24 protein-coding genes are annotated in these 25,415 nt (G+C 70.7%); 7 read left to right on the top strand and 17 right to left on the bottom strand.

All coding sequences use genetic code 11. The features are described 5' to 3' along the window. Positions 1–203 precede the first annotated feature (203 nt). Together ACIP8Z_RS16725 and ACIP8Z_RS16730 are read left to right on the top strand one after the other, a co-directional pair. Complete coding sequence (locus ACIP8Z_RS16725; protein ID WP_402083922.1) at positions 204–1,049, top strand: hypothetical protein; 846 nt, start codon at positions 204–206, stop codon at positions 1,047–1,049. Positions 1,050–1,176: 127 nt separating this feature from the next. Continuing rightward, complete coding sequence (locus ACIP8Z_RS16730; RefSeq protein ID WP_030323327.1) at positions 1,177–1,362, top strand: hypothetical protein; 186 nt, start codon at positions 1,177–1,179, stop codon at positions 1,360–1,362. A gap of 49 nt (positions 1,363–1,411) precedes the next feature. On the opposite strand, the gene ACIP8Z_RS16735 is transcribed toward ACIP8Z_RS16730, so the two are convergent. Continuing rightward, positions 1,412–1,768 carry a metal-sensitive transcriptional regulator gene (locus ACIP8Z_RS16735; protein ID WP_229315229.1) on the bottom strand — a complete coding sequence of 119 codons (357 nt, stop codon included), beginning with the start codon at positions 1,766–1,768 and terminating at the stop codon, positions 1,412–1,414. Between the two features lie 192 nt (positions 1,769–1,960). On the opposite strand from ACIP8Z_RS16735, the gene ACIP8Z_RS16740 reads away from it, so the two are divergent. Beyond that, a complete protein-coding gene (locus tag ACIP8Z_RS16740) occupies positions 1,961–2,581 on the top strand; it encodes a DUF47 domain-containing protein (protein ID WP_015035093.1) in 621 nt (206 codons plus the stop codon). A gap of 6 nt (positions 2,582–2,587) precedes the next feature. Then, positions 2,588–3,586 (top strand): anion permease, encoded by a 999-nt coding sequence (locus ACIP8Z_RS16745; RefSeq protein ID WP_402083925.1) that lies wholly within the window; start codon positions 2,588–2,590, stop codon positions 3,584–3,586. A gap of 224 nt (positions 3,587–3,810) precedes the next feature. On the opposite strand, the gene pstB is transcribed toward ACIP8Z_RS16745, so the two are convergent. From pstB to pstS, 4 genes are all read right to left on the bottom strand, one after another. Then, positions 3,811–4,587 (bottom strand): phosphate ABC transporter ATP-binding protein PstB, encoded by a 777-nt coding sequence (gene pstB, locus ACIP8Z_RS16750; protein WP_030323320.1) that lies wholly within the window; start codon positions 4,585–4,587, stop codon positions 3,811–3,813. 29 nt (positions 4,588–4,616) lie between these two features. Next, complete coding sequence (gene pstA / locus ACIP8Z_RS16755; protein WP_402083927.1) at positions 4,617–5,690, bottom strand: phosphate ABC transporter permease PstA; 1,074 nt, start codon at positions 5,688–5,690, stop codon at positions 4,617–4,619. Next, on the bottom strand, positions 5,687–6,661 hold the full coding sequence (pstC, locus tag ACIP8Z_RS16760) for a phosphate ABC transporter permease subunit PstC (RefSeq protein ID WP_402083929.1): 975 nt from the start codon (positions 6,659–6,661) through the stop codon (positions 5,687–5,689). The genes pstA and pstC overlap by 4 nt, the downstream gene beginning before the upstream one ends. Before the next feature lie 106 nt (positions 6,662–6,767). Further along, positions 6,768–7,913 (bottom strand): phosphate ABC transporter substrate-binding protein PstS, encoded by a 1,146-nt coding sequence (gene pstS, locus ACIP8Z_RS16765; RefSeq protein ID WP_402083931.1) that lies wholly within the window; start codon positions 7,911–7,913, stop codon positions 6,768–6,770. Between the two features lie 259 nt (positions 7,914–8,172). Between pstS and ACIP8Z_RS16770 the strand changes: the two genes are divergently transcribed. Beyond that, positions 8,173–9,855 (top strand): recombinase family protein, encoded by a 1,683-nt coding sequence (locus ACIP8Z_RS16770; protein ID WP_402083934.1) that lies wholly within the window; start codon positions 8,173–8,175, stop codon positions 9,853–9,855. On the opposite strand, the gene ACIP8Z_RS16775 is transcribed toward ACIP8Z_RS16770, so the two are convergent. The 7 genes from ACIP8Z_RS16775 to mshD all read right to left on the bottom strand — a co-directional run bounded on the left by ACIP8Z_RS16775 (position 9,806) and on the right by mshD (position 17,004). Continuing rightward, positions 9,806–10,258, bottom strand: coding sequence for an NUDIX hydrolase (locus tag ACIP8Z_RS16775; protein WP_402083936.1), 453 nt, complete (start codon positions 10,256–10,258; stop codon positions 9,806–9,808). The genes ACIP8Z_RS16770 and ACIP8Z_RS16775 overlap by 50 nt on opposite strands. After that, a complete protein-coding gene (locus ACIP8Z_RS16780) occupies positions 10,255–11,256 on the bottom strand; it encodes a CHAD domain-containing protein (protein ID WP_402083939.1) in 1,002 nt (333 codons plus the stop codon). The genes ACIP8Z_RS16775 and ACIP8Z_RS16780 overlap by 4 nt, the downstream gene beginning before the upstream one ends. Then, entirely contained in the window at positions 11,243–13,498 is a 2,256-nt protein-coding gene (locus ACIP8Z_RS16785) for an RNA degradosome polyphosphate kinase (RefSeq protein ID WP_402083941.1), read from the bottom strand. The genes ACIP8Z_RS16780 and ACIP8Z_RS16785 overlap by 14 nt, the downstream gene beginning before the upstream one ends. Positions 13,499–13,780: 282 nt before the next feature. Next, a complete protein-coding gene (locus ACIP8Z_RS16790) occupies positions 13,781–14,749 on the bottom strand; it encodes an ABC transporter permease (protein ID WP_402083944.1) in 969 nt (322 codons plus the stop codon). Next, on the bottom strand, positions 14,746–15,594 hold the full coding sequence (locus ACIP8Z_RS16795) for an ABC transporter ATP-binding protein (RefSeq protein ID WP_402083945.1): 849 nt from the start codon (positions 15,592–15,594) through the stop codon (positions 14,746–14,748). The genes ACIP8Z_RS16790 and ACIP8Z_RS16795 overlap by 4 nt, the downstream gene beginning before the upstream one ends. Beyond that, complete coding sequence (locus tag ACIP8Z_RS16800) at positions 15,591–15,974, bottom strand: GntR family transcriptional regulator (protein ID WP_402085271.1); 384 nt, start codon at positions 15,972–15,974, stop codon at positions 15,591–15,593. Before ACIP8Z_RS16800 ends, ACIP8Z_RS16795 begins: the two co-directional genes overlap by 4 nt. A 103-nt stretch (positions 15,975–16,077) precedes the next feature. Continuing rightward, a complete protein-coding gene (gene mshD, locus ACIP8Z_RS16805) occupies positions 16,078–17,004 on the bottom strand; it encodes a mycothiol synthase (RefSeq protein ID WP_402083948.1) in 927 nt (308 codons plus the stop codon). Between the two features lie 162 nt (positions 17,005–17,166). On the opposite strand from mshD, the gene ACIP8Z_RS16810 reads away from it, so the two are divergent. Beyond that, a complete protein-coding gene (locus ACIP8Z_RS16810) occupies positions 17,167–18,966 on the top strand; it encodes a bifunctional metallophosphatase/5'-nucleotidase (protein ID WP_402083950.1) in 1,800 nt (599 codons plus the stop codon). Positions 18,967–19,100: 134 nt separating this feature from the next. Beyond that, a complete protein-coding gene (locus ACIP8Z_RS16815; RefSeq protein WP_402083952.1) occupies positions 19,101–19,952 on the top strand; it encodes a phosphatidylinositol-specific phospholipase C in 852 nt (283 codons plus the stop codon). Here ACIP8Z_RS16815 and ACIP8Z_RS16820 read toward each other — a convergent pair. The 5 genes from ACIP8Z_RS16820 to ACIP8Z_RS16840 form a co-directional block, all read right to left on the bottom strand. After that, entirely contained in the window at positions 19,917–21,335 is a 1,419-nt protein-coding gene (locus ACIP8Z_RS16820) for a sensor histidine kinase (RefSeq protein ID WP_402083955.1), read from the bottom strand. The genes ACIP8Z_RS16815 and ACIP8Z_RS16820 overlap by 36 nt on opposite strands. Further along, entirely contained in the window at positions 21,332–22,060 is a 729-nt protein-coding gene (locus tag ACIP8Z_RS16825; protein WP_402083957.1) for a response regulator transcription factor, read from the bottom strand. The genes ACIP8Z_RS16820 and ACIP8Z_RS16825 overlap by 4 nt, the downstream gene beginning before the upstream one ends. A gap of 32 nt (positions 22,061–22,092) precedes the next feature. Next, positions 22,093–23,244, bottom strand: coding sequence for a S1C family serine protease (locus tag ACIP8Z_RS16830; RefSeq protein WP_402083960.1), 1,152 nt, complete (start codon positions 23,242–23,244; stop codon positions 22,093–22,095). A gap of 124 nt (positions 23,245–23,368) precedes the next feature. Next, a complete protein-coding gene (locus tag ACIP8Z_RS16835) occupies positions 23,369–24,397 on the bottom strand; it encodes a LacI family DNA-binding transcriptional regulator (protein WP_319311254.1) in 1,029 nt (342 codons plus the stop codon). Between the two features lie 24 nt (positions 24,398–24,421). Next, positions 24,422–25,252, bottom strand: coding sequence for a response regulator transcription factor (locus tag ACIP8Z_RS16840; protein ID WP_402083963.1), 831 nt, complete (start codon positions 25,250–25,252; stop codon positions 24,422–24,424). Positions 25,253–25,415: the final 163 nt, after the last annotated feature.

Here is a 25,415-nt window from a genome sequence, read left to right on the forward strand (position 1 = left end):
AGCTGCAGCGTGCCAGCGCGAACGAGCCGCGCTCCGACGTCGTGGTGGTGTGAGGAGAGGACTGCGCGTGCACCTCACCACGGTACTGCGCGTGACGGCACGCCTCGACCGTCGTTATGCGGATCGGGCGTCCCCAGGGCCTGCGGGCCGGGGACGGGCGGGTCCCGGGCAAACAGCGGTGAGGCGTTGGGGGTTGGCAGGCGATGGTGGTACAGCTGCGGTACGGCCGTCCGGGCGCGCGCGGGAGCGGGGCGTTCGCCGTCGCCGCCGTCCTGGTCGGTTCCCTCGTCGGGACCGCGGCGGTCTCGGGGTGCGCCGCCCCCGAGGACCCCAGGCCGAAGGGCGACCCCACCCTCGCCGTACGGAACGCCCCCGACGCGCTGACGAAGGCCGGCACCTCCAAGGCGAGCACCTCCATGGAGATGGCGGCCGGCGGGACGCGGGTCACCATCCGGGGCGAGGGCGGCTACGACTTCCGGCGCCGCACCGGCCGGCTCCAGGTGGTGCTGCCGAAGGACGCGGCCGGGGCCAGCGAGCACCGGCCGATCACCGAGCTCCTCACCCCCGGCGCCCTCTACATGAAGAACCGGGGGGCCGGGGTGCCCGCCGACAAGTGGGTGCGGGTCGACACCACCACCCTCGACGACGGGAACCTCGTCACGGGCGGGGCCACCGATCCCGCCGCCGCGGCGGAGCTGCTGCGGGGCGCCCGGCAGGTCACCTATGTCGGTGAGGTCGATCTGGCAGGGGTGAGAGTCAGCCACTACCGGGGGGTCGCGGACATCGCGCACGCCGCCCGGGTCGCCGCGCCGCAGCTCAGGGGGGCGCTCGCCGCGGCGGCGAAAGGGTTCACCACGGACACCGTGCCCTTCGACGCGTACCTCGACGGGGAGGGGCGGCTGCGGAAGGTGCGCCACCAGTTCAGCTTCAGCAACCAGGGCCGTACGGTCGCGGTCGCGTCGACGACCCTGCTGTACGGCTTCGGGGTCCCCGTCCAGGTGACGCTGCCGGACCGCCGGGACATCTACGCCGGGAAGATCAAGGCCTGAACGGGCTGACCTGGCCCGGTACTGGCGTGGACCATCGGCAAATGGTCCGGACGTGTCATGCGCGGTGCGTGTCGCCGTCCCTACGCTGGGAGACCGCTGGGAGACCGACGCCGGCAGGAAGAGGTGGATGCGCGTGGCCCCGCCCGGTACAGCAACCGTGACCGCAGACCCGGACTGCGTCGCCCTCGCCGAGATCGAACTGTGCGGCGAGCTGATCATCGCCGCGTCGGCCGCGGACGGGGAGCGGCTCAGCGCCGACCGGATCGACGAGGTGCTGAGGGTGGCGGTGGAGCGGGCCGTGGAGGACCTCTGACGGGACGGCCCGGCTCGTCACCGCGTACGGGAGGAGCGGGAGAGAGGCCTCAGGTCCGCATCATGCGGGCGATGGCCTTGGTGGCCTCCTCGACCTTGGCGTCGATGCCGTCGCCGCCCTTGGTCGCCGCCTCCGCGACGCAGTGCCGCAGGTGCTCCTCCAGGAGCTGGAGGGCGAACGACTGCAGGGCCTTCGTCGAGGCGGAGACCTGCGTGAGTATGTCGATGCAGTAGACGTCCTCGTCGACCATCCGCTGGAGACCGCGGATCTGGCCCTCGATCCGGCGGAGCCGCTTGAGGTGCTCGTCCTTCTGTTTGTGGTAGCCGTGCACACCGTGCTCGTGGTCGGCCGGCCCGACGGCCTCGACGGCCTCGGGGGTGACCTGGTCCGCCTCGGTGGTCGTCATGGCGTCCTCCCGTTGTCCATTAAGGGGGTGTATACCCCTCGTGGGTATATGGTACCGATCCCCGCCGATCCGGGCGGGGGCCCGTGCTGTTCACTGTGCCTGATGGGCGACACTGAGAGACGCCGGTTAGCCGTGGCCGGATGATGCGCCTAGCATCAGCCTGACCGAAACCCAGCACCCCGAGGACCTCACGTGCGATTTCGTCTGACCCCCAGGGAGACGAGCTTCTACGACATGTTCGCCGCGTCCGCGGACAACATCGTCACGGGCTCGAAACTCCTGATGGAACTGCTCGGAGCGGAGCCTTCCGCCCGGGCCGAGATCGCGGAGCGGATGCGGGCAGCGGAGCACGCCGGCGACGACGCGACCCATGCCATCTTCCACCAGCTGAACTCCTCGTTCATCACGCCGTTCGACCGTGAGGACATCTACAACCTCGCGTCCTCCCTCGACGACATCATGGACTTCATGGAGGAGGCCGTCGACCTGGTCGTCCTCTACAACGTCGAGGAGCTCCCCAAGGGTGTCGAGCAGCAGATCGAGGTGCTGGCGCGGGCGGCGGAGCTGACCGCCGAGGCGATGCCGAACCTGCGGACGATGGCCAACCTGACCGAGTACTGGATCGAGGTCAACCGGCTGGAGAACCAGGCGGACCAGATCCACCGCAAGCTGCTCGCGACGCTCTTCAACGGCAAGTACGACGCCATCGAGGTGCTGAAGCTCAAGCAGATCGTCGACGTGCTGGAAGAGGCGGCCGACGCGTTCGAGCACGTGGCCAACACGGTGGAGACCATCGCGGTCAAGGAGTCCTGAGGCTTCGTGGACACCTTTGCTCTGATCGTGACCATCGGTGTCGCGCTCGGCTTCACCTATACGAACGGCTTCCACGACTCGGCCAACGCCATCGCCACCTCGGTGTCGACGCGTGCGCTGACCCCCCGCGCGGCCCTGGCCATGGCCGCCGTCATGAACCTCGCCGGTGCCTTCATGGGCAGCGGGGTCGCCAAGACGGTCAGCGAGGGCCTGATCGAGACGCCGCACGGCGACAAGGGGATGGGGATCCTCTTCGCCGCGCTGGTCGGCGCGATCATCTGGAACCTGGTGACCTGGTACTTCGGTCTGCCGTCCTCCTCCTCGCACGCCCTGTTCGGCGGCATGGTGGGTGCGGCGCTGGCCGGCGGTACGGAGGTCATCTGGGGTGGCGTCCTCGACAAGGTCGTCATCCCGATGTTCATCTCGCCGGTGGTCGGCCTCGTGGCGGGTTACCTGGTCATGTGCGCGATCATGTGGATGTTCCGCAAGGCCAACCCGCACAAGGCCAAGCGCGGCTTCCGTATCGCGCAGACGGTGTCGGCGGCCGGCATGGCGCTCGGCCACGGTCTGCAGGACGCGCAGAAGACGATGGGCATCGTGGTGATGGCCCTCGTCATCGCCGATGTGCAGGACTCCGGCGACGACATCCCGGTGTGGGTCAAGATCGCGTGCGCCGTGATGCTCTCGCTGGGTACGTACGCGGGTGGCTGGCGCATCATGCGGACCCTCGGCCGGAAGATCATCGAGCTGGACCCGCCACAGGGTTTCGCGGCGGAGACCACGGGTGCGTCGATCATGTTCGGCTCGGCGTTCCTCTTCCACGCGCCGATCTCGACGACGCACGTCATCACCTCCGCGATCATGGGCGTGGGCGCGACGAAGCGGGTCAACGCGGTGCGGTGGGGTGTCGCCAAGAACATCATCCTGGGCTGGTTCATCACGATGCCGGCGGCCGCGCTTGTCGCTGCGGCGAGCTTCTACGTGGTGCAGCTGCTCTTCGGCTGACGAGCGGTGGCCGCTGTTCTGCTGGGGGTCCGGGGGTGATCCCCCGGGGGATGCCGTATCGCGATGCCGGCGGCCGCGCTTGTCGCTGCGGCGAGCTTCTACGTGGTGCAGCTGCTCTTCGGCTGACGAGCGGTGGCTTGAAATGGTCGGGCCCGGCTCCCCTGTGGGGGAGCCGGGCCCTTCGTCTAACGGTGGCACCGCCATGCAGCACCGTAGACGAGTCTTTATCCGAAGCGGCCGGAGATGTAGTCCTCGGTCGCCTGGACGCTCGGGTTGGAGAAGATGCGCTCGGTGTCGTCCAGCTCGATCAGCTTGCCGGGCTGGCCGACGGCCGCCAGGTTGAAGAAGGCCGTGCGGTCCGAGACGCGGGCGGCCTGCTGCATGTTGTGCGTCACGATGACGATCGTGAAGCGCTCCTTCAGCTCGCCGATCAGGTCCTCGATCGCCAGCGTCGAGATCGGGTCGAGGGCCGAGCAGGGCTCGTCCATCAGCAGGACGTCGGGCTCGACCGCGATGGCGCGGGCGATGCACAGACGCTGCTGCTGACCGCCGGAGAGGCCGGAGCCCGGCTTGTTCAGGCGGTCCTTGACCTCGTTCCAGAGGTTGGCGCCCTTGAGGGACTTCTCGACGATGTCGTTGAGCTGCGACTTCTTGTACTTGCCGTTGAGGCGCAGGCCCGCCGCCACGTTGTCGAAGATCGACATGGTGGGGAAGGGGTTCGGGCGCTGGAAGACCATGCCGACCGTGCGGCGCACGGCGACCGGGTCGACGTTGCTGCCGTACAGGTTCTCGTCGTCCAGCATCACCTTGCCCTCGACGCGGCCGCCGGGGGTGACCTCGTGCATGCGGTTCAGGGTGCGCAGGAAGGTGGACTTGCCGCAGCCGGACGGGCCGATGAAGGCCGTCACGGAGCGGGGCTCGACGGTCATGGAGATGTCGTCGATCGCCTTGTGGGCGCCGTAGTACGCGGAGAGGCCGCTGACGTCGATTCGCTTGGCCATATCAATTCACTTCCAGAGGTGGACGCTGGTCAGCGGCCGGTCTTGGGGGCCTTCCAGCGGGCGATGCCGCGGGCCACCAGGTTGAGGATCATGACGAAGGCGATCAGGACGAGCGCCGCTGCCCACGCGCGGGACACGGCGGCGTCGGTGCCGACCGCGTACTGCTCGTACACGTAGAGCGGCAGGGAGGACTGAGCGCCTTCGAAGGGGTTCGGGTTGATGAGCTTCGTACCGAACACGAGGAGCAGGACCGGGGCCGTCTCACCGGTGATACGGGCGACCGCGAGCATGACGCCCGTGGTGATGCCGCCGATCGCGGTGGGGAGGACCACCTTCAGGATGGTGCGCCACTTGGGGATGCCGAGGGCGAGGGAGGCCTCGCGGAGCTCGTTCGGGACGAGCTTGAGCATCTCCTCGGTGGAGCGGACCACGACCGGCATCATCAGGATGGCCAGGGCCATCGCGCCGGCGAAACCGGAGGGGCCGAAGCCCAGCATCAGGTTCCAGGTGGCGAGGATGAAGAGGCCGGCGACGATCGACGGGATGCCCGTCATGACGTCGACGAAGAAGGTGACGGCCTGGGCGAGCTTGCCGCCGCCGTACTCGACGAGGTAGACGGCGGTGAGGAGGCCGATCGGGGCGGCGATCACGGTCGCGATGGCGACCTGCTCGATGGTGCCGAGCAGCGCGTGGTAGACGCCGCCGCCGGCCTCGGCGTCGAGGACGCCGTTCATCGAGTGGCTCAGGAAGTACGGGTCGAGGACTTCCATGCCCTTGCTGATCGTGACCCAGGCGAGGGAGAGCAGCGGGACGACGGCCAGGATGAAGCAGACCCAGACGAGGCTGGTGGCGACGCGGTCCTTGGCCTGGCGGCTGCCCTCGACCTTGGTGGTCAGCGCGTACGTGGTGAGCACGAAGAGCAGCGCGGCGATCATGCCCCACTGGACCTTGCTGTGCCAGCCGGCGCCGAGGCCGATGCCGATGCCGGCGGCGATGGAGCCGGCGGCGATGGCGATCGGGCTCCAGCGGGGGAGACGGGCGCTGGAGAGCGAACTGGCGCGCTTGACCGTCGAGACCGGACGATCCTGTATGGCGTGGCTCATGCCGCTGCCCCCGAGTACTCCTTGCGGCGACCGATGATCCAGCGGGCGGCGCCGTTGACCAGCAGGGTGATGGCGAAGAGGACGAGACCGGACGCGATCAGCGCGTCCCGGCCGAACTCGTTGGCCTCGTTGAACTTGGCGGCGATGTTCTGCGCGAACGTGCCGCCACCGGGGTCGAGAAGGTGGCCCGAGATGAGGAAGCTGGGGGAGAGGACCACGGCGACGGCCATGGTCTCGCCGAGTGCGCGGCCGAGGCCCAGCATGGAGGCGGAGATGATGCCGGAGCGGCCGAAGGGCAGCACCGACATGCGGATGACCTCCCAGCGCGTGGCGCCGAGGGCGAGCGCGGCTTCCTCGATCATCTTCGGGGCCTGGAGGAAGACCTCACGGGTGACGTTGGTGATGATCGGCAGGATCATGATCGCCAGCAGGATGCCCACGGTGAAGAGGTTGCGGGCCGGGCCGTCGTTGGCCTTGTCGAAGATGTACGTCCAGCCGAAGTACTCGTTCAGCCACTTGTTGAGGCCGTCCAGGTACGGGACGAGGAAGATCGCGCCCCAGAGGCCGTAGATGATGCTGGGCACGGCGGCGAGCAGGTCGACGACGTACGCGAGCGGCTTGGCCAGCTTGCGCGGGGCGTAGTGCGAGATGAAGAGGGCGATGCCGATCGCGATGGGGACGGCGATGGCCATGGCGATGATCGACGAGACGACCGTGCCGAAGGCGAGGACGGCGATGCCGAAGACCGGCGGGTTGCCGGCCGGGTTCCACTCGAAGGTGGTGAAGAAGTTCGTGCTGTCCTTCGAGATCGCGAGGACGGCGCGGTAGGTGAGGAAGCCGGCGATCGCGGCCATGATCACGAGAAGGGTGATGCCGGAGCCGCGGGACAGACCGCTGAAGATGCGGTCCCCGGGGCGGGACGCGCCCTTGGCGCTCCGGCTCCTCTTTATGTCTGGTGTGGTGGTAGCCATCTGCTTCTCCGGTCTGCGGGGCCCCTACGGACGTACGGGCTCCTGGCGGCGGTGCACCGGATGCCGGGTCCGGCCCCCGGAGCGGGGGGCCGGACCCGGCCGGGGGTCAGGACAGGGTGGGGACGATCGCGCGGACCTTCGCGGCGATCTCGGCCGGGAGCGGGGCGTAGCCGGCGTCGGCGAGGACCTTCTGGCCCTCCTCGCTCACGGTGTAGTTGAGGAACGCCTTCAGGGTCGGCAGGGTCTCCGCCTTGTTGCCCTTGTCGCAGGCGATCTCGTAGGTGACGAGGACGATCGGGTAGGCACCCTCGGCCTTCGTGGCGTAGTCGAGGGAGAGGGCGACGTCGCTGCCCGTGCCCTTGACCTTGGCGGCGGCGATGGCCTTGGACGCGTTCTCCGAGGAGGCGGCGACCGGGGCGGCGGCACCGGTGTTGATGCTGACGGTGGAGATCTTGTTCGCGGCGGCGTACGAGAGCTCGAAGTAGCCGATGGAGCCCTCGGCGTCCTTCACCGCGGTGGCGACACCGGAGGAGCCGTTGGCGGCCTGGCCACCCTGGGCGGGCCACGACTTCGACTTCGGGTCGTGCTTCCAGTCGGCGGCGGCCGCGGTGGAGAGGTACTTGCCCAGGTTCTGGGTGGTGCCCGACTCGTCCGAGCGGTGGAAGGCCTGGATCGTGCTGTCGGGGAGCTTGGCGCCCGGGTTCAGCTTGGCGATCGCCGGGTCGTTCCACTTGGTGATCTTGTTGTCGAAGATCTTGGCGATGGTGGAGGCGTCGAGGACCAGGTTGTCCACGCCGTCCAGCTTGTAACCGATGGCGATGGGGCCGCCGACCATGGGCAGGTTGACACCCTTGCCGGTCTTGCAGATCTTCGCCGACTCGGCGACCTCCTCGTCCTTCAGGGCGGAGTCGGAGCCCGCGAAGGCGACCTGGCCCTGGTTGAACTTGGTGATGCCACCGCCGGAGCCGATGGCCTGGTAGTTGATCTCGACACCGGAGCACGCGGCCTGGAAGTTCTTGACCCAGAGGTCCATCGCGTTCTTCTGCGCGCTGGAGCCGGCGGCGAGGAGCTGGCCCTTGGCGCCCTCGCAGGCGATGTTCGAGGCGGCGGCGGAGGAGCTCTTCGTGCCGCCTTCCTTGGCCGGCGTCTCCGTGTTGTTGTCCGAGCCACACGCCGAGAGGACGAGCGCACCGGAGACGACGAGGGCACCGATCGCGGAGGCGCGAAGCCCGTTCTTGCGCGAAAGCTTCACTTTCGGGTGTTCCTTCCAGAAGCCGCCCTGTCGCGGACCGAGTGTCCTGAACGTTCTACGGCGGCGTGTGTCGGTGGGTGGTGCATCGCTGTGCTCTGTGCACCGTGTAAGGCCGAAATTAGGCAGAACAGGTGAAGCCGTCGACGGGACAGGGTGAACGGAAAGTGAACCGTGCCGTAAGGCCGGGTGCGGGTCGTGGGGGCGGTGGTGAGGCCGGGCGGGGCGGACACGTGCCCTTTCGGTGCTACCGGCTGTTGTCGTGTCGACCACGATGCAGGAGGGCTACGTGAACATGCTCGACACGCGCGACCCGGAGCGACCGTCCAGAACCTTCTCCCGCTGTTTCGTCGCACCGGCGCTCCAGGCGTGGCTCGACGGGGGCGGGACCGCGGAGGGCTGGTTGCGCGGACGTACACCCTTGATCTCGTACGCACGGATCTCCGCGGACCGACTGGACGGGGGCTCCGTCGGGGTCACGCGTCAGCACCGCGGCAACACCAGGAGTGCGGCGGCTCTGGGGTGTGTCGTGGTGCTGCACTACGAGGACAACAACCTGACGGCTGCCAAGGAACAGACGCCGAGGCCGGCTTTCCGGCGCATGTGCCAGGACATCGCCCACGGCTCCGAGAGGGAGACGGGCATTCCGGTCCAGGGGTGCGTCAGCGTCGAGCGGGAGAGGGTCTACCGCTTGTCCCGTGACTTCGTCGCTTTCCAGGACGCCTTTGCCATGGCCGGTGGCGGGGTCTTCGTCGAGGGGGCCGTGGCGGTCGACCTCACCGAGGCGGATGCTCCGTCGGGACGGGGCGAAGTCGACAGAGTGCGGGCCCGTACAGCCAGGAGCCGAGCCGACCGTGCCGAGGAAGGCGGGGTCTACGCCGGACCGCGCCGGTTCGGCTGGTTGGGGGCTTCCACGGACCCCCACCGGATCGGGAACAAGCACAGGAACGACGAGGAGTGGCGTCACCTGCTGAGCATGATCAAGGCGCGGGCGGCCGGCGGGTCATGGCGGGGGATCGCCGCCGACCTGAACCGGAGGGGGGTCAGGACGGCGAGGGAGGGTCGCTGGTCAGAGCAGGGAGTGAAGGGCCTGGTGACCCATCCTGCCTGGTGGGGCGGCCGGATCTTGGACGGTGCCCTTGTACGGGATCCCGCCACCGGGGAACCGGTGATCGGCCGGTGGGACCACGCCGACGAGGCTCGGGACGGCGTCGGCCACGGGACATGGATCGGCATCATGAACGGGGTGAGGGCGGGGCGCGCGCGACGAGGCCTGGCTCCGGGACGTGCCTTGGCCCCGGCAGCCATGGCGCGGACTCCCCGCGTCTACCTGTTCTCGGGCGTACTCCGGTGCGGGCGTGTCAACGACCTGGGGCAGATCTGCCGGTCCCGGCTCTGCGGAAACAGGGCCACCGGGCGGAACGCGAAGTACGGCGACTACTACCGCTGCGGGGACCCCAACTGCAGAGGTGTGGGCCGGAGGGTGGCTCCCGTGGACGCGTTCCTGGAAGGGCTGGTGATCGGCCATCTCGAGGAACACGTCACGGACGGTACTCCCGACACGGCCGCGTGGCGTGGCGAGGGGAAGCTGGCCGAGCTGCGCGCAGCGCGAGGCGGAATCGAGTCGGCGCTCGTCAGCGGCGAGGTGGCCTGGGATGACGTCCGGGATCTGCTGGTGCGGCTCGGGCGGCACATCGAGAGTCTGGAGTCGGAGCGGCGGGAGCACACCCTAGAGCAGGCGGAGAAGAAGCTGCTGCGCGCGTGGAGCCCGGACAGGTGGGCCCGCATGACCGTGCGCGAGAAGCGCGCGGTGATCACGCGCATCCTCGCGTCGGTCCTTGTCCTGCCCGTCCCGCAGGGCATCAGCGACAAGGCGCCGTTCGACCCCGCCCTGCTCATCCCCGAGTGGCGCCGGGAGACGACGTCCGGGCGCCGCGCCCCCTGAGGAACACGCTGATCAAGTGCTTGTCCCTCTCCTGGGTGAGGCAGGCGCGGGCGGCATCGGGGTCGAGCCACAGTAGACGCGTCACTTCCCGGTTCGGTTCGAACGAGCCGCCTGTGGCCTCGGCCGCCCAGTAGCGGACCTCCTTGGGACGGCCCTGGACCTGGTAGCGGACGGTGGGCAGCTCGACGCCCAGCACACACGTCATGCCCGTCTCCTCCCGAACCTCGCGGACCGCAGCCGCTCGCGCCTCTTCTCCGGACTTCAGCTTGCCCTTGGGGTGGGACCAGTCGGACCACTTCGGTCGGAAGACGACGGCGATCTCGATGCCGTGGCCGGAACGCGCCGGACGCCAGAGGACGCAGCCGGCGGCGAGGATCGGGGACTCGGGGGCGGGGACGCTCACGGGACGGGTGCCGTCGTTCTGCGCCAGGCGCGCTGGAAGGCGAAGCGGGAGGCCTCGACCTCGTGGCGTTGGTCGGCGTGGAGGACGCCCAGGGCGTACGCGGTCGCCGGGGCGATCCGAGGGGTACGGGCGGCCGCGGCGGCCGCCGACGCGGCCTCGGCGGCGTCCCGGTGCCGGTCGAGGGCCCGGGCGGCCTCGAACAGGACGGCGTCGGGTTCGCCCCCGGTGTGCAGGGCCTCGGTGGCGTACCGGTGCAGCCGGAGCAGGAGCCGTGTCTGGTGCCAGGGGGCGTCCTGGCTCTCCCCGGCGGCCAGCGCGAGGGCGTCCGCGTTGTACGGGTGGGCCGCCCGCGTCAGCGGCAGGGCGGCCACCGCGTCCAGGAGGCGCCGCTCGGCGACCTCGGCGGGGCCGTCCAGGACCTCGACGGCGGGGGCGCCGCCCGCGGGGCCGAGCGGGACCTCGGAGGCGAGGAGCGCGACGGCGTCGGCGACCGCGTGGAAGCGGGCCGAGCCCAGGGCCTGGAGCGACGCCGAGTGGGCGCGCGTCCGGGCCAGTGTCAGCTGCCGTTCCAGGAGGGCGCCCGCCCGGGCGGCGCCGACGGTGAGGCCGGCCGCCTCGCCGCCGCGGGCGGCGGGGACGGGTCCGCTGCCGTTCATCCCGCCCGTACCGTTCGACAGCCGGGACAGCGCGTCCACCAGGCGGACGAGCCGTGAGGTGCAGGCGTGCTCAAGGGCGAGGGTGCCCGAGAGCCAGGCGAGCTCGGTGCGCAGCTGGTCCGCCCAGGCCGTGTCGAGCAGCGGCCGGAACGTGTGGAGCGTCCCGCTGATGCGGCGGGCGGCGCCGCGCAGCGTGCGGGCCGCCTCCTCCGATCCGGCCGTGTCCGAGCCGCTCTCGCCGTGGAGCCGGAGGCCGCGGAGGAAGTCCGCGGCGCGGGCGTGCAGGTAGGGGGCCAGGACCTCGCCCGCCGAGACGTCCTGCGACTGGTCAGGGTTGTGCACGCCGGCGCCTCCGCGCGTCGATGAGCATCTCCTGGACGTGCCGGAGCGGTCGGCCCTCGGGGTCGGTCGCGTGCCGCGTCCAGTTCCCGTCGGGGCCGAGGTGCCAGGAGGAGGTGGTGTCGGACATCCCGGTCTCCAGGAGCCGGGTGAGCGCTGCCCGGTGCGCCGGGTCCGAGACCCGCACGAGGGCCTCGATCCGGCGGTCCAGGTTGCGGTGCATCATGTCGGCGCTGCCGAACCACACCTCGGGTTCGCCGCCGTTGCCGAAGGCGAAGATCCGGGAGTGTTCCAGGAAGCGGCCGAGGATCGAGCGGACCCGGATGTTCTCCGAGAGGCCGGTGACCCCGGGGCGTACGGCGCAGATGCCGCGGACCCAGATGTCGACCGGGACGCCCGCCCGCGAGGCCTGGTAGCAGGCGTCGATGACGGCCTCGTCGACCATCGAGTTGACCTTGATCCGGACGTACGCGGGCCGGCCGGCGCGGTGGTGGGCGATCTCCTTGGTGATGCGGGAGACGAGCCCGTCGCGCAGCGACTTCGGGGCGGTGAGCAGCCGGCGGTACGTCTCGCGGCGGGAGTAGCCGGAGAGCCGGTTGAACAGGTCCGAGAGGTCCGCGCCGACCTGCGGGTCGGCGGTCAGCAGGCCCAGGTCCTCGTAGAGGCGGGCCGTCTTCGGGTGGTAGTTGCCGGTGCCGACGTGGGAGTAGCGGCGCAGGAGCTCGCCCTCCTGCCGTACGACGAGCGACAGCTTGCAGTGGGTCTTCAGGCCGACGAGGCCGTAGACGACGTGGCAGCCGGCCTCCTCCAGCTTGCGCGCCCACTTGATGTTGGCCTGTTCGTCGAAGCGGGCCTTGATCTCGACGAGGACGAGGACCTGCTTGCCGGACTCGGCGGCGTCGATGAGGGCGTCGACTATCGGCGAGTCGCCGGAGGTCCGGTACAGCGTCTGCTTGATGGCGAGGACGTCCGGGTCGGCCGCCGCCTGCTCCAGGAAGGCCTGTACGGACGTCGAGAACGAGTCGTACGGGTGGTGGAGCAGGACGTCGCGCTCGCGCAGCGCCGCGAAGATGTCCGGTGGGGACGCGGACTCGACCTCGGCGAGGTCCCGGTGGGTGCCGGCCACGAACGTGGGGAACTTGAGCTCGGGCCGGTCCTGCCCGGAGATGCCGAAGAGGCCGGTGAGGTCGAGCGGGCCGGGCAGCGGGTAGACCTCGGCGTCGGAGACCTTCAGCTCGCGGACGAGCAGGTCGAGGACGTACGGGTCGATGGACTCCTCGACCTCCAGGCGCACCGGCGGGCCGAAGCGGCGCCGCATGAGCTCCTTCTCCAGGGCCTGGAGCAGGTTCTCGGCGTCGTCCTCCTCGACCTCCAGGTCCTCGTTCCTGGTGACCCGGAACATGTGGTGCGCGAGCACCTCCATGCCGGGGAAGAGCTCTTCCAGGTGCGCCGCGATGACGTCCTCGAGGGGGACGTAGCGCTGCGGGGAGGCCTCCAGGAAGCGGGACAGCAGCGGCGGCACCTTCACGCGCGCGAAGTGCCGGTGGCCGCTGACCGGGTTGCGTACGACCACGGCGAGGTTGAGCGAGAGCCCCGAGATGTACGGGAAGGGGTGCGCCGGGTCCACGGCCAGCGGGGTGAGGACCGGGAAGATCTGCTGCCGGAACAGGGTGAAGAGGCGGGCCTGCTCCTTCTCCGTGAGTTCGGGCCAGCGGATCAGGTGGATGCCCTCGTCGGCCAGGGCGGGGGCCACGTCCTGCTGGAAGCAGGCCGCGTGCCGGGCCATGAGCTCGCGCGAGCGGGTCCAGATCAGGTCGAGGACCTCGCGGGGCTGGAGGCCGGAGGCCGAACGGGTGGCGACGCCGGTGGCGATGCGGCGCTTGAGGCCGGCGACCCGGACCATGAAGAACTCGTCGAGGTTCGACGCGAAGATCGCGAGGAAGTTCGCCCGTTCGAGGAGCGGGGTGGTGGGGTCCTCGGCCAGTTCGAGCACGCGCTCGTTGAAGGCGAGCCAGCTGCGCTCCCGGTCGAGGAAGCGCCCCTGCGGCAGGTCGTCGCCGAGCGCGCCGTCGTCCTTGTAGGTGTCCGGGTCGGAGTCCAGGTCGCCGTCCAGATCGGTGACGACGGCACCGTTGACCACCTGCGCGCGGCGCGTGGCTATGGAGTCCGCGGACCGTGCGGCGGACGACGGGACGGACTGCGTGGCGGAGGACTGGACCGGGACCTCGGCGGGCTGCTGGCTCATGGCCCCATTCTTCCGCGCGAAGGGGTGGTCGGGCGCGTCGGAGCGGGCCGTGGGGGAGGGAAGTCTCCCCTTGGGGAGGGCCGCCCTGCCGGGCGGGGTCACGGAGCGCTTCATTGCGTGAGCGTCGCAAGCGCGTCTGAATGGCCGGTAACGACGACATGTCGTACGGGAATCGGGGGCGGGGCCGTGTGCGGGCCCCGCCCCCTGATCGTCTGAATGTTTTACGGGTGCCGGTGCGTCCCTACGGGTTGCCGGTGCGTGCCCAGGGGTGCCCGTGCGTCCTTACGGGTGAAGGGTGCGCAGGACGCGGAAGGCGGCGTACAGCGCCAGGGCGGCGACGGCGAGGCAGATGCCGGTCTCGACGAGCTGGAGAGGCCAGTAGTGCGAGGCAGGGTGGACGTCGATGAACTCGACGACGCCGCCCCGGTCGGTCATGCACTGCCCGGCGTCCTGCGGCCGGCCGACGTAGCAGTCGTCCCAGGAGAGGCGCTCGCCCGAGGCGGTGAGCATGCCCCTGCTCAGCTGCCAGACGTTGCCCCGCGGTGACAGCTCGTGGCCGGTCAGGGTCTGGATGGGCCAGAGCCCTGCGCGCAGCCGGGCGAGGAGGGCGAGGGCCGTGCCGATGACCAGCGCGGCGACGCCCATCGCGACGACCGTGCGTCGGACGAGGAGGCCGATGACCGTGCCCAGGGCCAGACCCAGGAGCGCGTGCCCCATCGGCACGATGCCGAAGGAGACGAACATGGCCGGGTCGTACCAGTAGGTGGGGAAGTCGTTGGTGGGGCCCGTCGACCACGACCAGTGGAAGGCCAGGCTCAGCAGTGTGACGACGGTGAGGGTGAGCGCGGCGGGCACGGCCACCTTGGAGGCGAGCCAGCGGGCCGGGCTGATCGACTGGGTCCACGCCAGCTTGTACGTCCCGGACTCCAGCTCGCGGGCGAGCATGGGGCCCGCGACGAACGCCCCGAGCAGGCCGGGCAGGACGAGCATGCACACGGAGACGTAGCCGAGGAGGTTGCGGGCGAACCATTGGCCGTCGGTGAAGTCGCCGGCGTGCTGGATGCAGGCCGGCTCCGTGCTGTCGAAGGCGCAGCCGGTCGCGCGCAGTGCCTCCACCGCGCTGTCGGACCACAGCCGTGAGGCGGCCATCGTCGCCACCCCGACGGCGGCGAGCGCGAGCGCCCACCAGATCGCCCTGCGGTGTTGACGGACGGTCACCCAGGAGGGGCCCTTGAGGGCGAGGGTGCTCATGCGGAGGCTCCTTCCGGTGTGCGCGGGGTGCGGAGATGGGCGAGGAGGAGTTCCTCCAGGGACGGCTCGGCGGACGTCCAGGGGCCTTCGATGGGGCCCTCCCGGCGGACCAGCGCCGTGAGCTGACGGCCCGTGGTGCGGGAGTCGACGACGGTGTGGGGGGCGAGGTCGGCGACCGGTCCGGTCAGCAGCCTGTGCGCGGCGAGCAGGTCGTCGATCGCGCCGTCGAGGCGGATCCGGCCTTCCTGCACGAGCAGCAGGTGGTCGCAGGCGCCCTCCAGTTCGGTGAGGATGTGCGACGACATGAGGACGGTCGTGCCGTGTTCGGCGGCGTCGGCCATGAGGGCGCCCATGAGTTCGTGCCGGGCGAGCGGGTCGAGGTCGGCCATCGGTTCGTCGAGGAGCAGGATCTCGGGCCGCTTGCCGAGGGCGAGCGCGAGCGCGAGGCGGGTGCGCTGGCCGCCGGAGAGGGAGTGGACCCGGGCGTTCAGGGGCAGGGGTCCGGCCGCGACGAGGCGTTCGGCGGTGGCCGGGTCCCAGCGTTCCGGGTTGAGCTCGCGGCCCAGCCTCAGTGTCTCGGCGACGGTGAGCTGTCCGTAGAGCGGCTTGTCCTGGGCGACGTAGGCGAGACGCTCCCGCGCGGGTGTCGTGATCCGGCCCTCGGTGGGCCGTGACAGGCCCGCGGCCAGGGTGAGGAGGGTCGACTTGCCTGCCCCGTTGGGGCCGACGACGGCGACGATACGGCCGGCGGGCAGGGCGAAGGTGCAGTCTTTCAGGGCCCAGACCCCGCCGCGCCGTCGGTAGTGCAGGCCGAGTCCCTCGGCCTCGATGACCGGGTCGGTCATGCGTCCCCCTCGAAGTGTTCCTTCAGTACGGATGTGAAGAGCGCGGCCACGTCATCGCGGTCCAGGCCGGCGGTGCGGGCGCGGCGGGCCCAGTCGGCGAGTTCGCCGCGCAGGGGCGAGTCGGCCGGGCCGGTGCCGAGCGTGGCGCGGACGAAGGTGCCGAGGCCGCGGCGGGCTTCGACGAGGCCTTCGCGTTCGAGCTCGCGGTAGGCCTTGAGGACCGTGTTGGGATTGATGGCCGTCGCTTCGACGACCTCGCGTGCGGTGGGCAGTCGGTCGCCGGGCTCCAGGAGGCCCATCCGGAGGGCCTGTTTCGTCTGCTGGACGATCTGGAGGTAGGTGGCGACGCCACTGCGCCGGTCGATGCGGTACTCGACCACGATCGCTTCCACCACCCTTTCACTAATCAAGTAGTGAAAGGGTGGTGGAAAGAAGGGGGCGGTGTCAACCGCCCCCTGAGTCACAGGTGTTACGACTTCGTGCTCACGACTCCGTGCGGTACATGAGGTCCACCTCGTGCGTGACGAAGCCCAGCCGCTCGTACACCGTCACCGCCGCCGTGTTGTCGGCGTCCACGTACAGCATCGCCGTCGGCAGCGCCTGCGCCGCCAGGTGCCGCAGCCCGGTCGCGGTGAGCGCCTTGCCGAGGCCGCCGCCCTGGGCGTCGGGCAGGATCCCGACGACGTACACCTCGCCGAGCTGCTCCTCGGCGTGGGTCTTCGTCCAGTGGAAGCCGATGAGCCGGCCGTCCTTCTCGGCGAGGAAGAAGCCCTTCGGGTCGAACCAGGGCTCGGACATCCGGTCGTCCAGGTCCCGCTGGGTGAGCGAGCCCTGCTCGGGGTGGTGGGCGAAGGCCGCGGAGTTGACGGCCAGCCAGGCCGTGTCGTCCTGGCCCGGGACGAAGGTGCGGATGGTGACGCCCTCGGGGAGCACCGGCTCCGGGATGTCGAGCGGCGTCAGGGAGCGGCGGAGCTGGCGCAGTTCGCGGAAGAGGGTCAGGCCGAGGACCTGGGCGAGGTGCCGGGCGGCGGACTTCCCGCCGTGCGCCCAGACGCGCAGCCGCTTGCCGGAGGCGGTGAGCAGGGCGGTGCCGAGTGCCCGGCCGTGGCCGCGGCCGCGGTGTCCGGGGTGGACCACCAGCTCGGCGGCCGGGGCCTCGATGGGGTCGGTCTCCTCCAGCTGGGCGTAGCCGTAGAGGTGGGTGCCGACGGTGAGGAGGAAGTGCCGCACGCCCTCGCGGCCGCCGTGCCGGAGGTAGAGCCTGCCCTGCTCGGAGACGGCGTGCACGCCGTCGGCCTGGTCCGCGGCCTTCAGCAGGTCCAGTACGTCCTGGATCTGCTCGGGCGTGAGCTCGTCGTAGGTGTGGATCTGCCGTCCGGGTTCGAGGGCCGGCGCCGCGTCGGAAGTCATGGGCCCGAGCCTACGGTGACACGCGGCCGCGCCGGGGAAAGGCGACGGCAACTGTCTCGTAACCCGCTACCCCCTGTTGCGCTACGCGCGTTGACTCTAGGCTTCGCTCGCACGTCAGCAGTCGAGAGGCGCACCGGAACGGGCGCGGGGACAAGGGGAGCGATGGCAGCGACACCGAAGAAGAAGAGGACAGCCGGGCGGATACTCGCCGTCGGCGCGGGGCTCGCCACCGTCGGCGCACTCGTCGCCGCGCTGCCCGCGGGCGCCTCGGGGCCGAAGGACGGGGGCAGTCACGGGCGGTACGTCGACGTCCAGCTGCTCTCCTTCAACGACCTGCACGGCAACCTGGAGCCGCCGACCGGCTCGGCGGGGCGGGTCACCCACACCAACCCGGACGGCACCACCAGGACCATCGACGCCGGTGGCGTCGAGTACCTGGCCACGCACCTGCGCCAGGCCCGTGAGGGCAACCGGTACTCCATCACCGCCGCCGCCGGCGACATGATCGGCGCGTCTCCGCTGGTCTCCGGGCTCTTCCACGACGAGCCGACCGTCGAGGCGCTCAACCGTCTGAAGCTCGACGTCACCTCGGTGGGCAACCACGAGTTCGACGAGGGCGCCAAGGAGCTGGCCCGGATCCAGAACGGCGGCTGTCACCCGACCGCCGGCTGCTTCGAGAAGGGCAAGCGGTTCCGGGGCGCCGACTTCCCGTACCTCGCGGCCAACGTGACGAACGAGGAGAGCGGCAAGCCGCTGCTCGACCCGTACTTCATCTGGGAGCGCAACGGCGTCAAGATCGGCTTCATCGGCGTGACCCTGGAGGGCACGGCCAACATCGTCTCCGCCGAGGGCATCAAGGGCCTGAAGTTCGGCGACGAGATCGAGACGATCAACAAGTACACCAAGGTGCTGGAGCGCAAGGGCGTCAAGTCCATCGTCGCCCTGCTGCACGAGGGCGGCGCGCCGGCCTCGGGCTCGTACAACTACAACTGCGACAGCCCCGGCCCCGGCGACGGCATCTCCGGCCCGATCGTGGACATCGCGAAGAACGTCAGCCCGCAGGTCGACGCCCTGGTCACGGGCCACACCCACCAGGCGTACGCGTGCACCATCCCGGACCCCGCGGGCAAGCCGCGCACGGTCACCTCGGCGGCCTCGTTCGGCAAGCTCTACACCGACACGACCCTCACCTACGACCGTCGTACGAAGGACATCGTCCGTACGGCCGTCGCCTCCGCGAACCACGTCGTCACCCGTGACGTGCCGAAGGCCGCGGACATGACCCGGCTGATCACCCGCTGGAACGCGCTGGCGGCGCCGATCGCGAGCCGTCCCGTCGGCTACATCTCCGGTGACGTCGACAACCCCGCCGACGCGCCCGAGAAGCCGCTGGGCAACCTGATCGCCGACGCGCAGCTCGAGGGCATGGCCCCGGCCGACAAGGGCGGCGCGCAGCTGGCCCTGATGAACCCGGGCGGTGTCCGCGCGCCGCTGGTCCACAAGGCGTCCGGCGCCGAGGGCGACGGGGTGGTGACCTACGGCGAGGCGTACACGGTCCAGCCGTTCACCAACATGATGACGGCGGTCGACCTGACCGGCGCCCAGCTCATCACGACGCTCCAGCAGCAGGTCAGCGGCGCCAACCAGGCCGCCCCGAAGATCCTCCAGATCTCGAAGGGCCTCACCTACACCCTGGACATGACGAAGACCGGCGCCGACCGGATCGTGGTGTCCTCGGTGAAGCTGAACGGCGAGGCGATCGACCCGTCGAAGACCTACCGCGTCGCGATGAACGAGTTCCTGGCCGGCGGCGGTGACGGCTTCGCCGTCCTGAAGGAGCACAAGAACAAGCTGGTCGGCGCGTCCGACCTGGACATGTTCACCGCCTACCTGGCGGCGCACTCCACCGCGACCGCCCCGCTGGCCCCGCCGGCGACCGGCCGGATCACGGTCGTCAAGTAACTCCTACGTCCGAGGGGGCGGTGGACCGTTCGACGGTCCGCCGCCCCCTCGCGTTTCGGGTACGCGGCACTCCGGCGTGTCCAGGGGGCGCGGCACTCTGGCGTGTCCTGACGCGTACACGTCATACTCCGCGCATGGACCGTAGAAGCTTTCTCGCGGGAGCCGCGGCAGCGGGTGCCGTCCTCCTGGTCGGCGCCCCCTCCGCGCGGGCGGCCACCACCCAGGACTGGATGGCCGGCCACGGCGACCCCACCCCGCTCCAGAAGCTCACCATCCCCGGCACCCACGACTCCGGCGCCCGCTTCGGCGGCCCCTGGTCCGAGTGCCAGAACACCACGATCGCGCAGCAGCTCGCCGCCGGAATCAGATTCCTCGACGTACGGTGCCGGGTCACCGGCGGCTCCTTCGCCATCCACCACGGCGCCTCGTACCAGAACATGATGTTCGGCGACGTCCTCGTCGCCTGCCGCGACTTCCTGGCCGCCCACCCCTCCGAGACCGTCCTGATGAGGGTCAAGCAGGAGTACTCCTCCGACTCCGACGCCACCTTCGGCGCCGTCTTCACCGACTACCTCGCCAACCGCGGCTGGCGCTCGCTGTTCCGCATCGGCGACACCGTCCCCTCCCTCGGCGAGGCCCGCGGCAAGGTCGTCCTCATCGCCGACAACGGCGGCCTGCCCGGCCTCAAGTGGTGGGACGGCGGGGCCATCGCGCTCCAGGACGACTGGAACGCCCTGCCCAACGCCAAGTACCCCAAGATCGAGGCCCACTACCGCAAGGCCGTCGAGCAGCCCGGCAAGCTCTACATCAACTTCGTCAGCACGTCCGCGTCCCTGCCGCCGCGGTGGAACTCCGACAACCTCAACCCCCGCGTCCACGGCTTCCTGGACGGCACGGCGAACACCTGGAAGGGCCTCGGCATCACCGTCCTGGACTACCCGAACACCCGCTCAGGCCTCGTCGAGTCCCTCATCCGCCACAACTGACGGCGGCGGGGTCGGCGCCCCCGGCAGACGGAGCGTCGCCACGGTGCCGCCCCCCTCCGCCGGGGTCAGGGTGATCGTGCCGCCCGCGTGGTGGACCGTGCGGGCCACGATCGACAGGCCGAGACCCGAGCCCGGGAGACTACGGGCCGAAGGGGAGCGCCAGAACCGGTCGAAGACGTGCGGGAGCTCGTCCGGGGCGATGCCGGGACCCTGGTCGCGGACGGTCAGTTCGCCACGCATCAGGGTCACCCCGACCGTGCCCCGGGGCGGCGAGAACTTCACCGCGTTGTCCAGGACGTTCACCAGGGCCCGCTCCAGGCCGGCCGGTTCCGCCCGCACGTACCAGGGCGCCAGATCGGTCACGAAGGTCAGCTCGGGGCCGCGCAGCCGCGCCCGGTCCAGGGCCGCCCGCAGGATCGTGTGCAGCGGGACCACTTCGAGGGGCCCCTGCTGCACCGCGTCCGGCCGGGCCAGCTCCTGAAGGTCGCCGATCAGCGCCGCCAGCTCCGTCATCTGCGCCTTCACCGAGGCCATCAGCGCCCGCCGGTCGTCCGGCGGGATCGCCCGGCCGGTCTCCTCGCTTCGCGCCAGCAGCTCGACGTTCGTACGCAGCGAGGTCAGCGGCGTACGGAGCTCGTGCCCGGCGTCCGCGATCAGCTGTGCCTGCCGGTCGCGGGACGTCGCGAGCGCCGCCGTCATCGCGTTGAACGAACGCGACAGACGGGCGATCTCGTCCTCTCCCTCGACGGGGATCCGCACGGTCAGGTCCTCGGTCGCGGCCACGTGCTCGACCGCCCCGGTCAGCCGGTTCACCGGCTCGAGGCCGGTCCGCGCCACCCACAGGCCGGCCGCGCCCGCGCCGACGACGCCGATCCCGGAGACCAGGAGCAGCACCCAGCGCAGGGTGGACATCGAGTTGTCGATCTCGTCGAGCGGGCGGGCGACGGAGACGGCGAGCCCGATCGAGCCCTCCTGCGGGTAGGTGAAGACCCGCATCTCCCGTCCGGCGTCGTCCTTCACCGTGTGCAGGGCGAACTCCAGCTGCCCCCGGGCCACCGCGAGATCGCCGGGCCCGGCCGGGATCGCGGCCTTGCCGGAGGTGCACACGGTGCCATTGCCGAAGATCACCTGCACCGTGTACGAGCCGGCCACCGGCGGCAGTGTGGTGCCCTGCCGGCACAGGTTGAGCAGGCCCTGCACCCCGCTCCGGTCGAGCCGGGTGCTGCGCAGCGAGGCGTCCATCTCGTGCTCCAGCTGCGTCCGCGTCACGAACCAGCACGCGAGCGACACCGCGGCCACGGCCACGGCCACGGCGAAGGCCGTGAGGAGGGCGAGGCGCGAGCGCAGAGGCCGCGACCGGAACCAGGCGAGGGGACTTCTCACTCCCCGCCCCCTCCGCGCAGCGCGTATCCCACGCCCCGCACCGTGTGCACGAGGCGCGGCTCGCCGCCCGCCTCCGTCTTGCGTCGCAGGTACATCACGTACACGTCCAGTGAGTTCGAGCTCGGTTCGAAGTCGAAGCCCCATACGGCCTTGAGGATCTGCTCCCGGGTCAGCACCTGCCGCGGGTGCGCCAGGAACATCTCCAGGAGCGTGAACTCCGTCCGCGTCAGCTCCACCGTCCGCCCGCCCCGGGTCACCTCGCGGGTGGCGAGGTCCATCCGCAGGTCCTCGAAGGACAGCACGTCGGCTTCGGCCGGGCCGGAGGCCGTGGCGGAGGCGTACGAGCTGCGCCGCAGCAGCGCCCTGATCCGGGCGAACAGCTCGTCCAGCTCGAACGGCTTCACGAGGTAGTCGTCGGCGCCCGCGTCGAGCCCGGTGACCCGGTCGCCGACCGTGTCGCGCGCGGTCAGCATCAGGATCGGCACGGTCGATCCGGACGCTCTGATCCGGCGGGCCGCCGTCAGCCCGTCCATGCGGGGCATCTGGACGTCGAGGACGACGAGATCGGGGGCGTACGACTCCATCCGGCCGAGCGCGTCGAGTCCGTCCACGGCGTCCTGCGTCCCGTACCCCTCGAAGGCGAGGCTGCGGCGCAGGGCCTCCCGTACGGCGGGCTCGTCGTCGACGATGAGGATGCGTTCGGGCTCGTGTCGCTGGGCGGTCATGGGCTCAGCGTCGCATGCCGTCCGGTCGCCGGTCAGCTGTCGCCGCCCGCGCGCAGGCTGTCCAGGTCGGCCTTCACGGTGTCGACCGGGATGGCGAATCCGAGGCCGACGCTGCCGGCCGTCGAACCATTCGAAGAACTGGGCGAATACATGGCCGAATTGATTCCGATGATCTCGCCGTTCATATTGATCAACGCGCCGCCGGAATTCCCCGGATTGAGCGAGGCGTCGGTCTGCAGCGCCTTGTACGTGGTCTTCGACGAGCCGGTGTCGCCGTTGAACTGCTGTCCGCCGAACTCGAACGGCCAGCCCTGTCGCGGGTCGTACTGCTGCTGCCCCTGCTGGTCCTGGCTGTCGCCGCCGCCGTCGTCCTTGGCCACGGTCACGTCCCGGTCGAGCGCGGAGACGATGCCGCTGGTGACGGTCCCGGTCAGGCCCTCGGGGGAGCCGATGGCGACGACCTGGTCGCCGACCCGCACCTTGGACGAGTCGCCGAGGGTGGCGGTCTTGAGGCCGGAGGCGCCCTGGAGCTTGATGAGGGCGAGGTCCTTGTCGGGGTCGGTGCCGACGACCTCGGCCCGGTAGGACTTGCCGTTGCTGAGCTGCACGGTGATCTCGGACGCGCCGGAGATCACATGGTTGTTGGTGACGATCTCTCCGTCGGAGGTGATGATCACGCCCGAGCCGGTGGACTTGCCGGAGGTGGAGCTCGCGGAGATCTCGACGATGGAGGGGGAGACGGCCTCGGCGACGCCGGCGACCGTGCCCGTGTTGCCGGTGGAGACGTTGGTGCCGTTCACGTTCGAGGAGGAGGCGGCGACGGGGGTGCCCGAGGTGGCCTGCTGGACCAGCGTCGCCGTACCGCCGCCGATCGCGGCGGCCGCGATGGCCACGGCGGCCATCAGACCGACCCCGCGCTTGGCGCGGCGCCGGGAGCCGGGGCCTCCGGCGGGGGCGCCGGACGGGGCGCCCATGGGGGCGACGGGCGGGACGGGCGGGACGGGCGGACCCGACGGCGGTACGTGCCCACCGGACGGCCAGACGGTGGTGCCGGGCTCGGTGACGATCGGCTGGGCGGCGGTCTGCCCGGCGCCCACCGGCGGCTGGGCCGGGGCGTAGGGCGGCCTCGGCGGGTGCGGCGGGTAGTAGGGCTGCTGCGGCTGCTGCTCCTGGAAGTCCGTCATGGCAATGACTCTCGGAGCTGTTCATGAGAGCCGTCTGAGGACCGGCTGAGAAGCCCGACAGAAGCCTGTATGCCCGATATAAAGAGCCCTCCTGGAAGGGAGGGCTCTCGGTGGGGCGAACCGCTCAGCCGCCGTCGCAGCCGCAGGAGCGGCGGACCACCAGCGCCGACGGGAAGAGCTTCACGCGCTCGCGGCGCGAGCCCGCCACGCGGAGCGAGTCGTCCAGGACCAGGTCCACCGCCGCACGGGCCATGGCCGGCCGGTCCGAGGAGATCGTGGTCAGCGGCGGGTCGGTGAGCGCCGCCTCCTTCACGTCGTCGAAGCCCGCGACCGCCAGCTCCGTCGGCACCTCGATGCGCAGCTCGCGCGCCGCCCGCAGGACACCGAAGGCCTGGTCGTCGGTGGAGCAGAAGATGGCCGGCGGCCTGTCCGGGCCCGCGAGCAGCTTGAGGGCCACCTGGTAGGCGTCGTAGCGGTTGTACGGGGCCTGGAAGAGCCGGCCCTCGATCGAGCGGCCCGCCTCCAGCATGGCCCGCCGCCAGCCCTCCTCGTGGTCGGCGACGGGGTCGCCGACGGCCGGGGTGTTCGGGATGCCGCCCATGCAGGCCACGTACGGGTGGCCGTGCTCCAGGAGGTGCCGGGTGGCGAGCTGGGCGCCGCCGATGTCGTCGGTGACGACGGCCACGTCGTCGAGGGCCTCGGGCCGCTCGTGCAGCAGCACCACGCGCGCGTCCCAGGCCTCGATCTCGCTCGCGGCCCGCTCGCTCATGCCCTGGCTGACCAGGATCAGTCCGGAGACCCGCATGCCGAGGAAGGCCCGCAGGTAGTGGACCTCGCGCTCGTCGCGGTAGTCCGAGTTGCCGACCAGCACCATTTTCCCGCGCTCCGCGGCGGCCTGCTCGACCGCGTGCGCCATCTCCGCGAAGAACGGCTGCCGCGCGTCCGGCACGATCATGCCTATGAGATCCGTGCGCCGGGACGCCATCGCCTGGGCCACCCGGTCGGGGCGGTAGCCCAGTTCCTTGATGGCGGCGAGGACACGCTCGCGCGTGGCCGGGGCGACCGGCCGGGGTCCGTTGTTGATGACGTAGCTCACGACCGCGGTCGAAGTACCTGCCAGTCGAGCTACGTCATCCCGCGTCACCTTGGCCACGCGCGGCAGTCTACGCGGGGTGACCTACCTACCGGCAGGTCGCACTGTGGCATCCGCCACGTTCTTGTCCGCCAGGGGGGTGACATCCCCCGTGGCGTCCTTGACGCGGGCGGCCGCCCGCGCCTCTTCCTGCGCACGGGTCTCCTCTGCCTTGGCCCGCGCCTCCTCCGCCGCCCGCTCGACCTTCTCGGGGGTGACGAAGCGGTAGCCGACGTTACGGACGGTGCCGATCAGCGACTCGTGCTCGGGGCCCAGCTTGGCCCGCAGCCGCCGTACGTGGACGTCGACCGTCCGGGTGCCGCCGAAGTAGTCGTACCCCCACACCTCCTGCAGGAGCTGCGCGCGGGTGAAGACCCGGCCCGGGTGCTGGGCCAGGTACTTGAGGAGCTCGAACTCCTTGAAGGTCAGGTCCAGGACCCGGCCCTTGAGCTTGGCGCTGTACGTCGCCTCGTCGACCGACAGGTCGCCGTTGCGGATCTCCATGGGGGAGTCGTCCGCGACGATCTGCTGGCGGCCCATCGCGAGCCGCAGCCGCGCCTCGACCTCGGCGGGACCCGCCGTGTCGAGGAGCACGTCGTCGATGCCCCAGTCGGCGGTGACGGCCGCGAGACCGCCCTCGGTGACGACGAGGATCAGCGGACAGCCGGGCCCGGTGGACCGGAGCAGCTGGCAGAGCGAACGGACCTGCGGGAGGTCGCGCCGCCCGTCGACGAGGATCACGTCCGCGCCGGGGGTGTCCACGAGGGCCGGGCCCTCGGCCGGGGCGACCCGGACGTTGTGCAGGAGCAGACCGAGGGCGGGCAGCACCTCGGTGGAAGGCTGGAGAGCGTTGGTGAGGAGCAGCAAGGCGCTCATCGCGCACCACCTGCCGCCCCTGCCGTCGGTCGGTCGTGCTTCGGTCGCTCGCTCATAACGTCGGTTCCTCCTCGGTCCCTGCGAGGACGTGCACTGCTTCGTACAGATCACTGCCGGCTCTCGCGCCCTGAGAGCTTTTGTTCATCCGTCCGTAACAACGGTC

The sequence above is a fragment of the Streptomyces sp. NPDC088553 genome, assembly GCF_044752965.1.
Classification (GTDB): domain Bacteria; phylum Actinomycetota; class Actinomycetes; order Streptomycetales; family Streptomycetaceae; genus Streptomyces.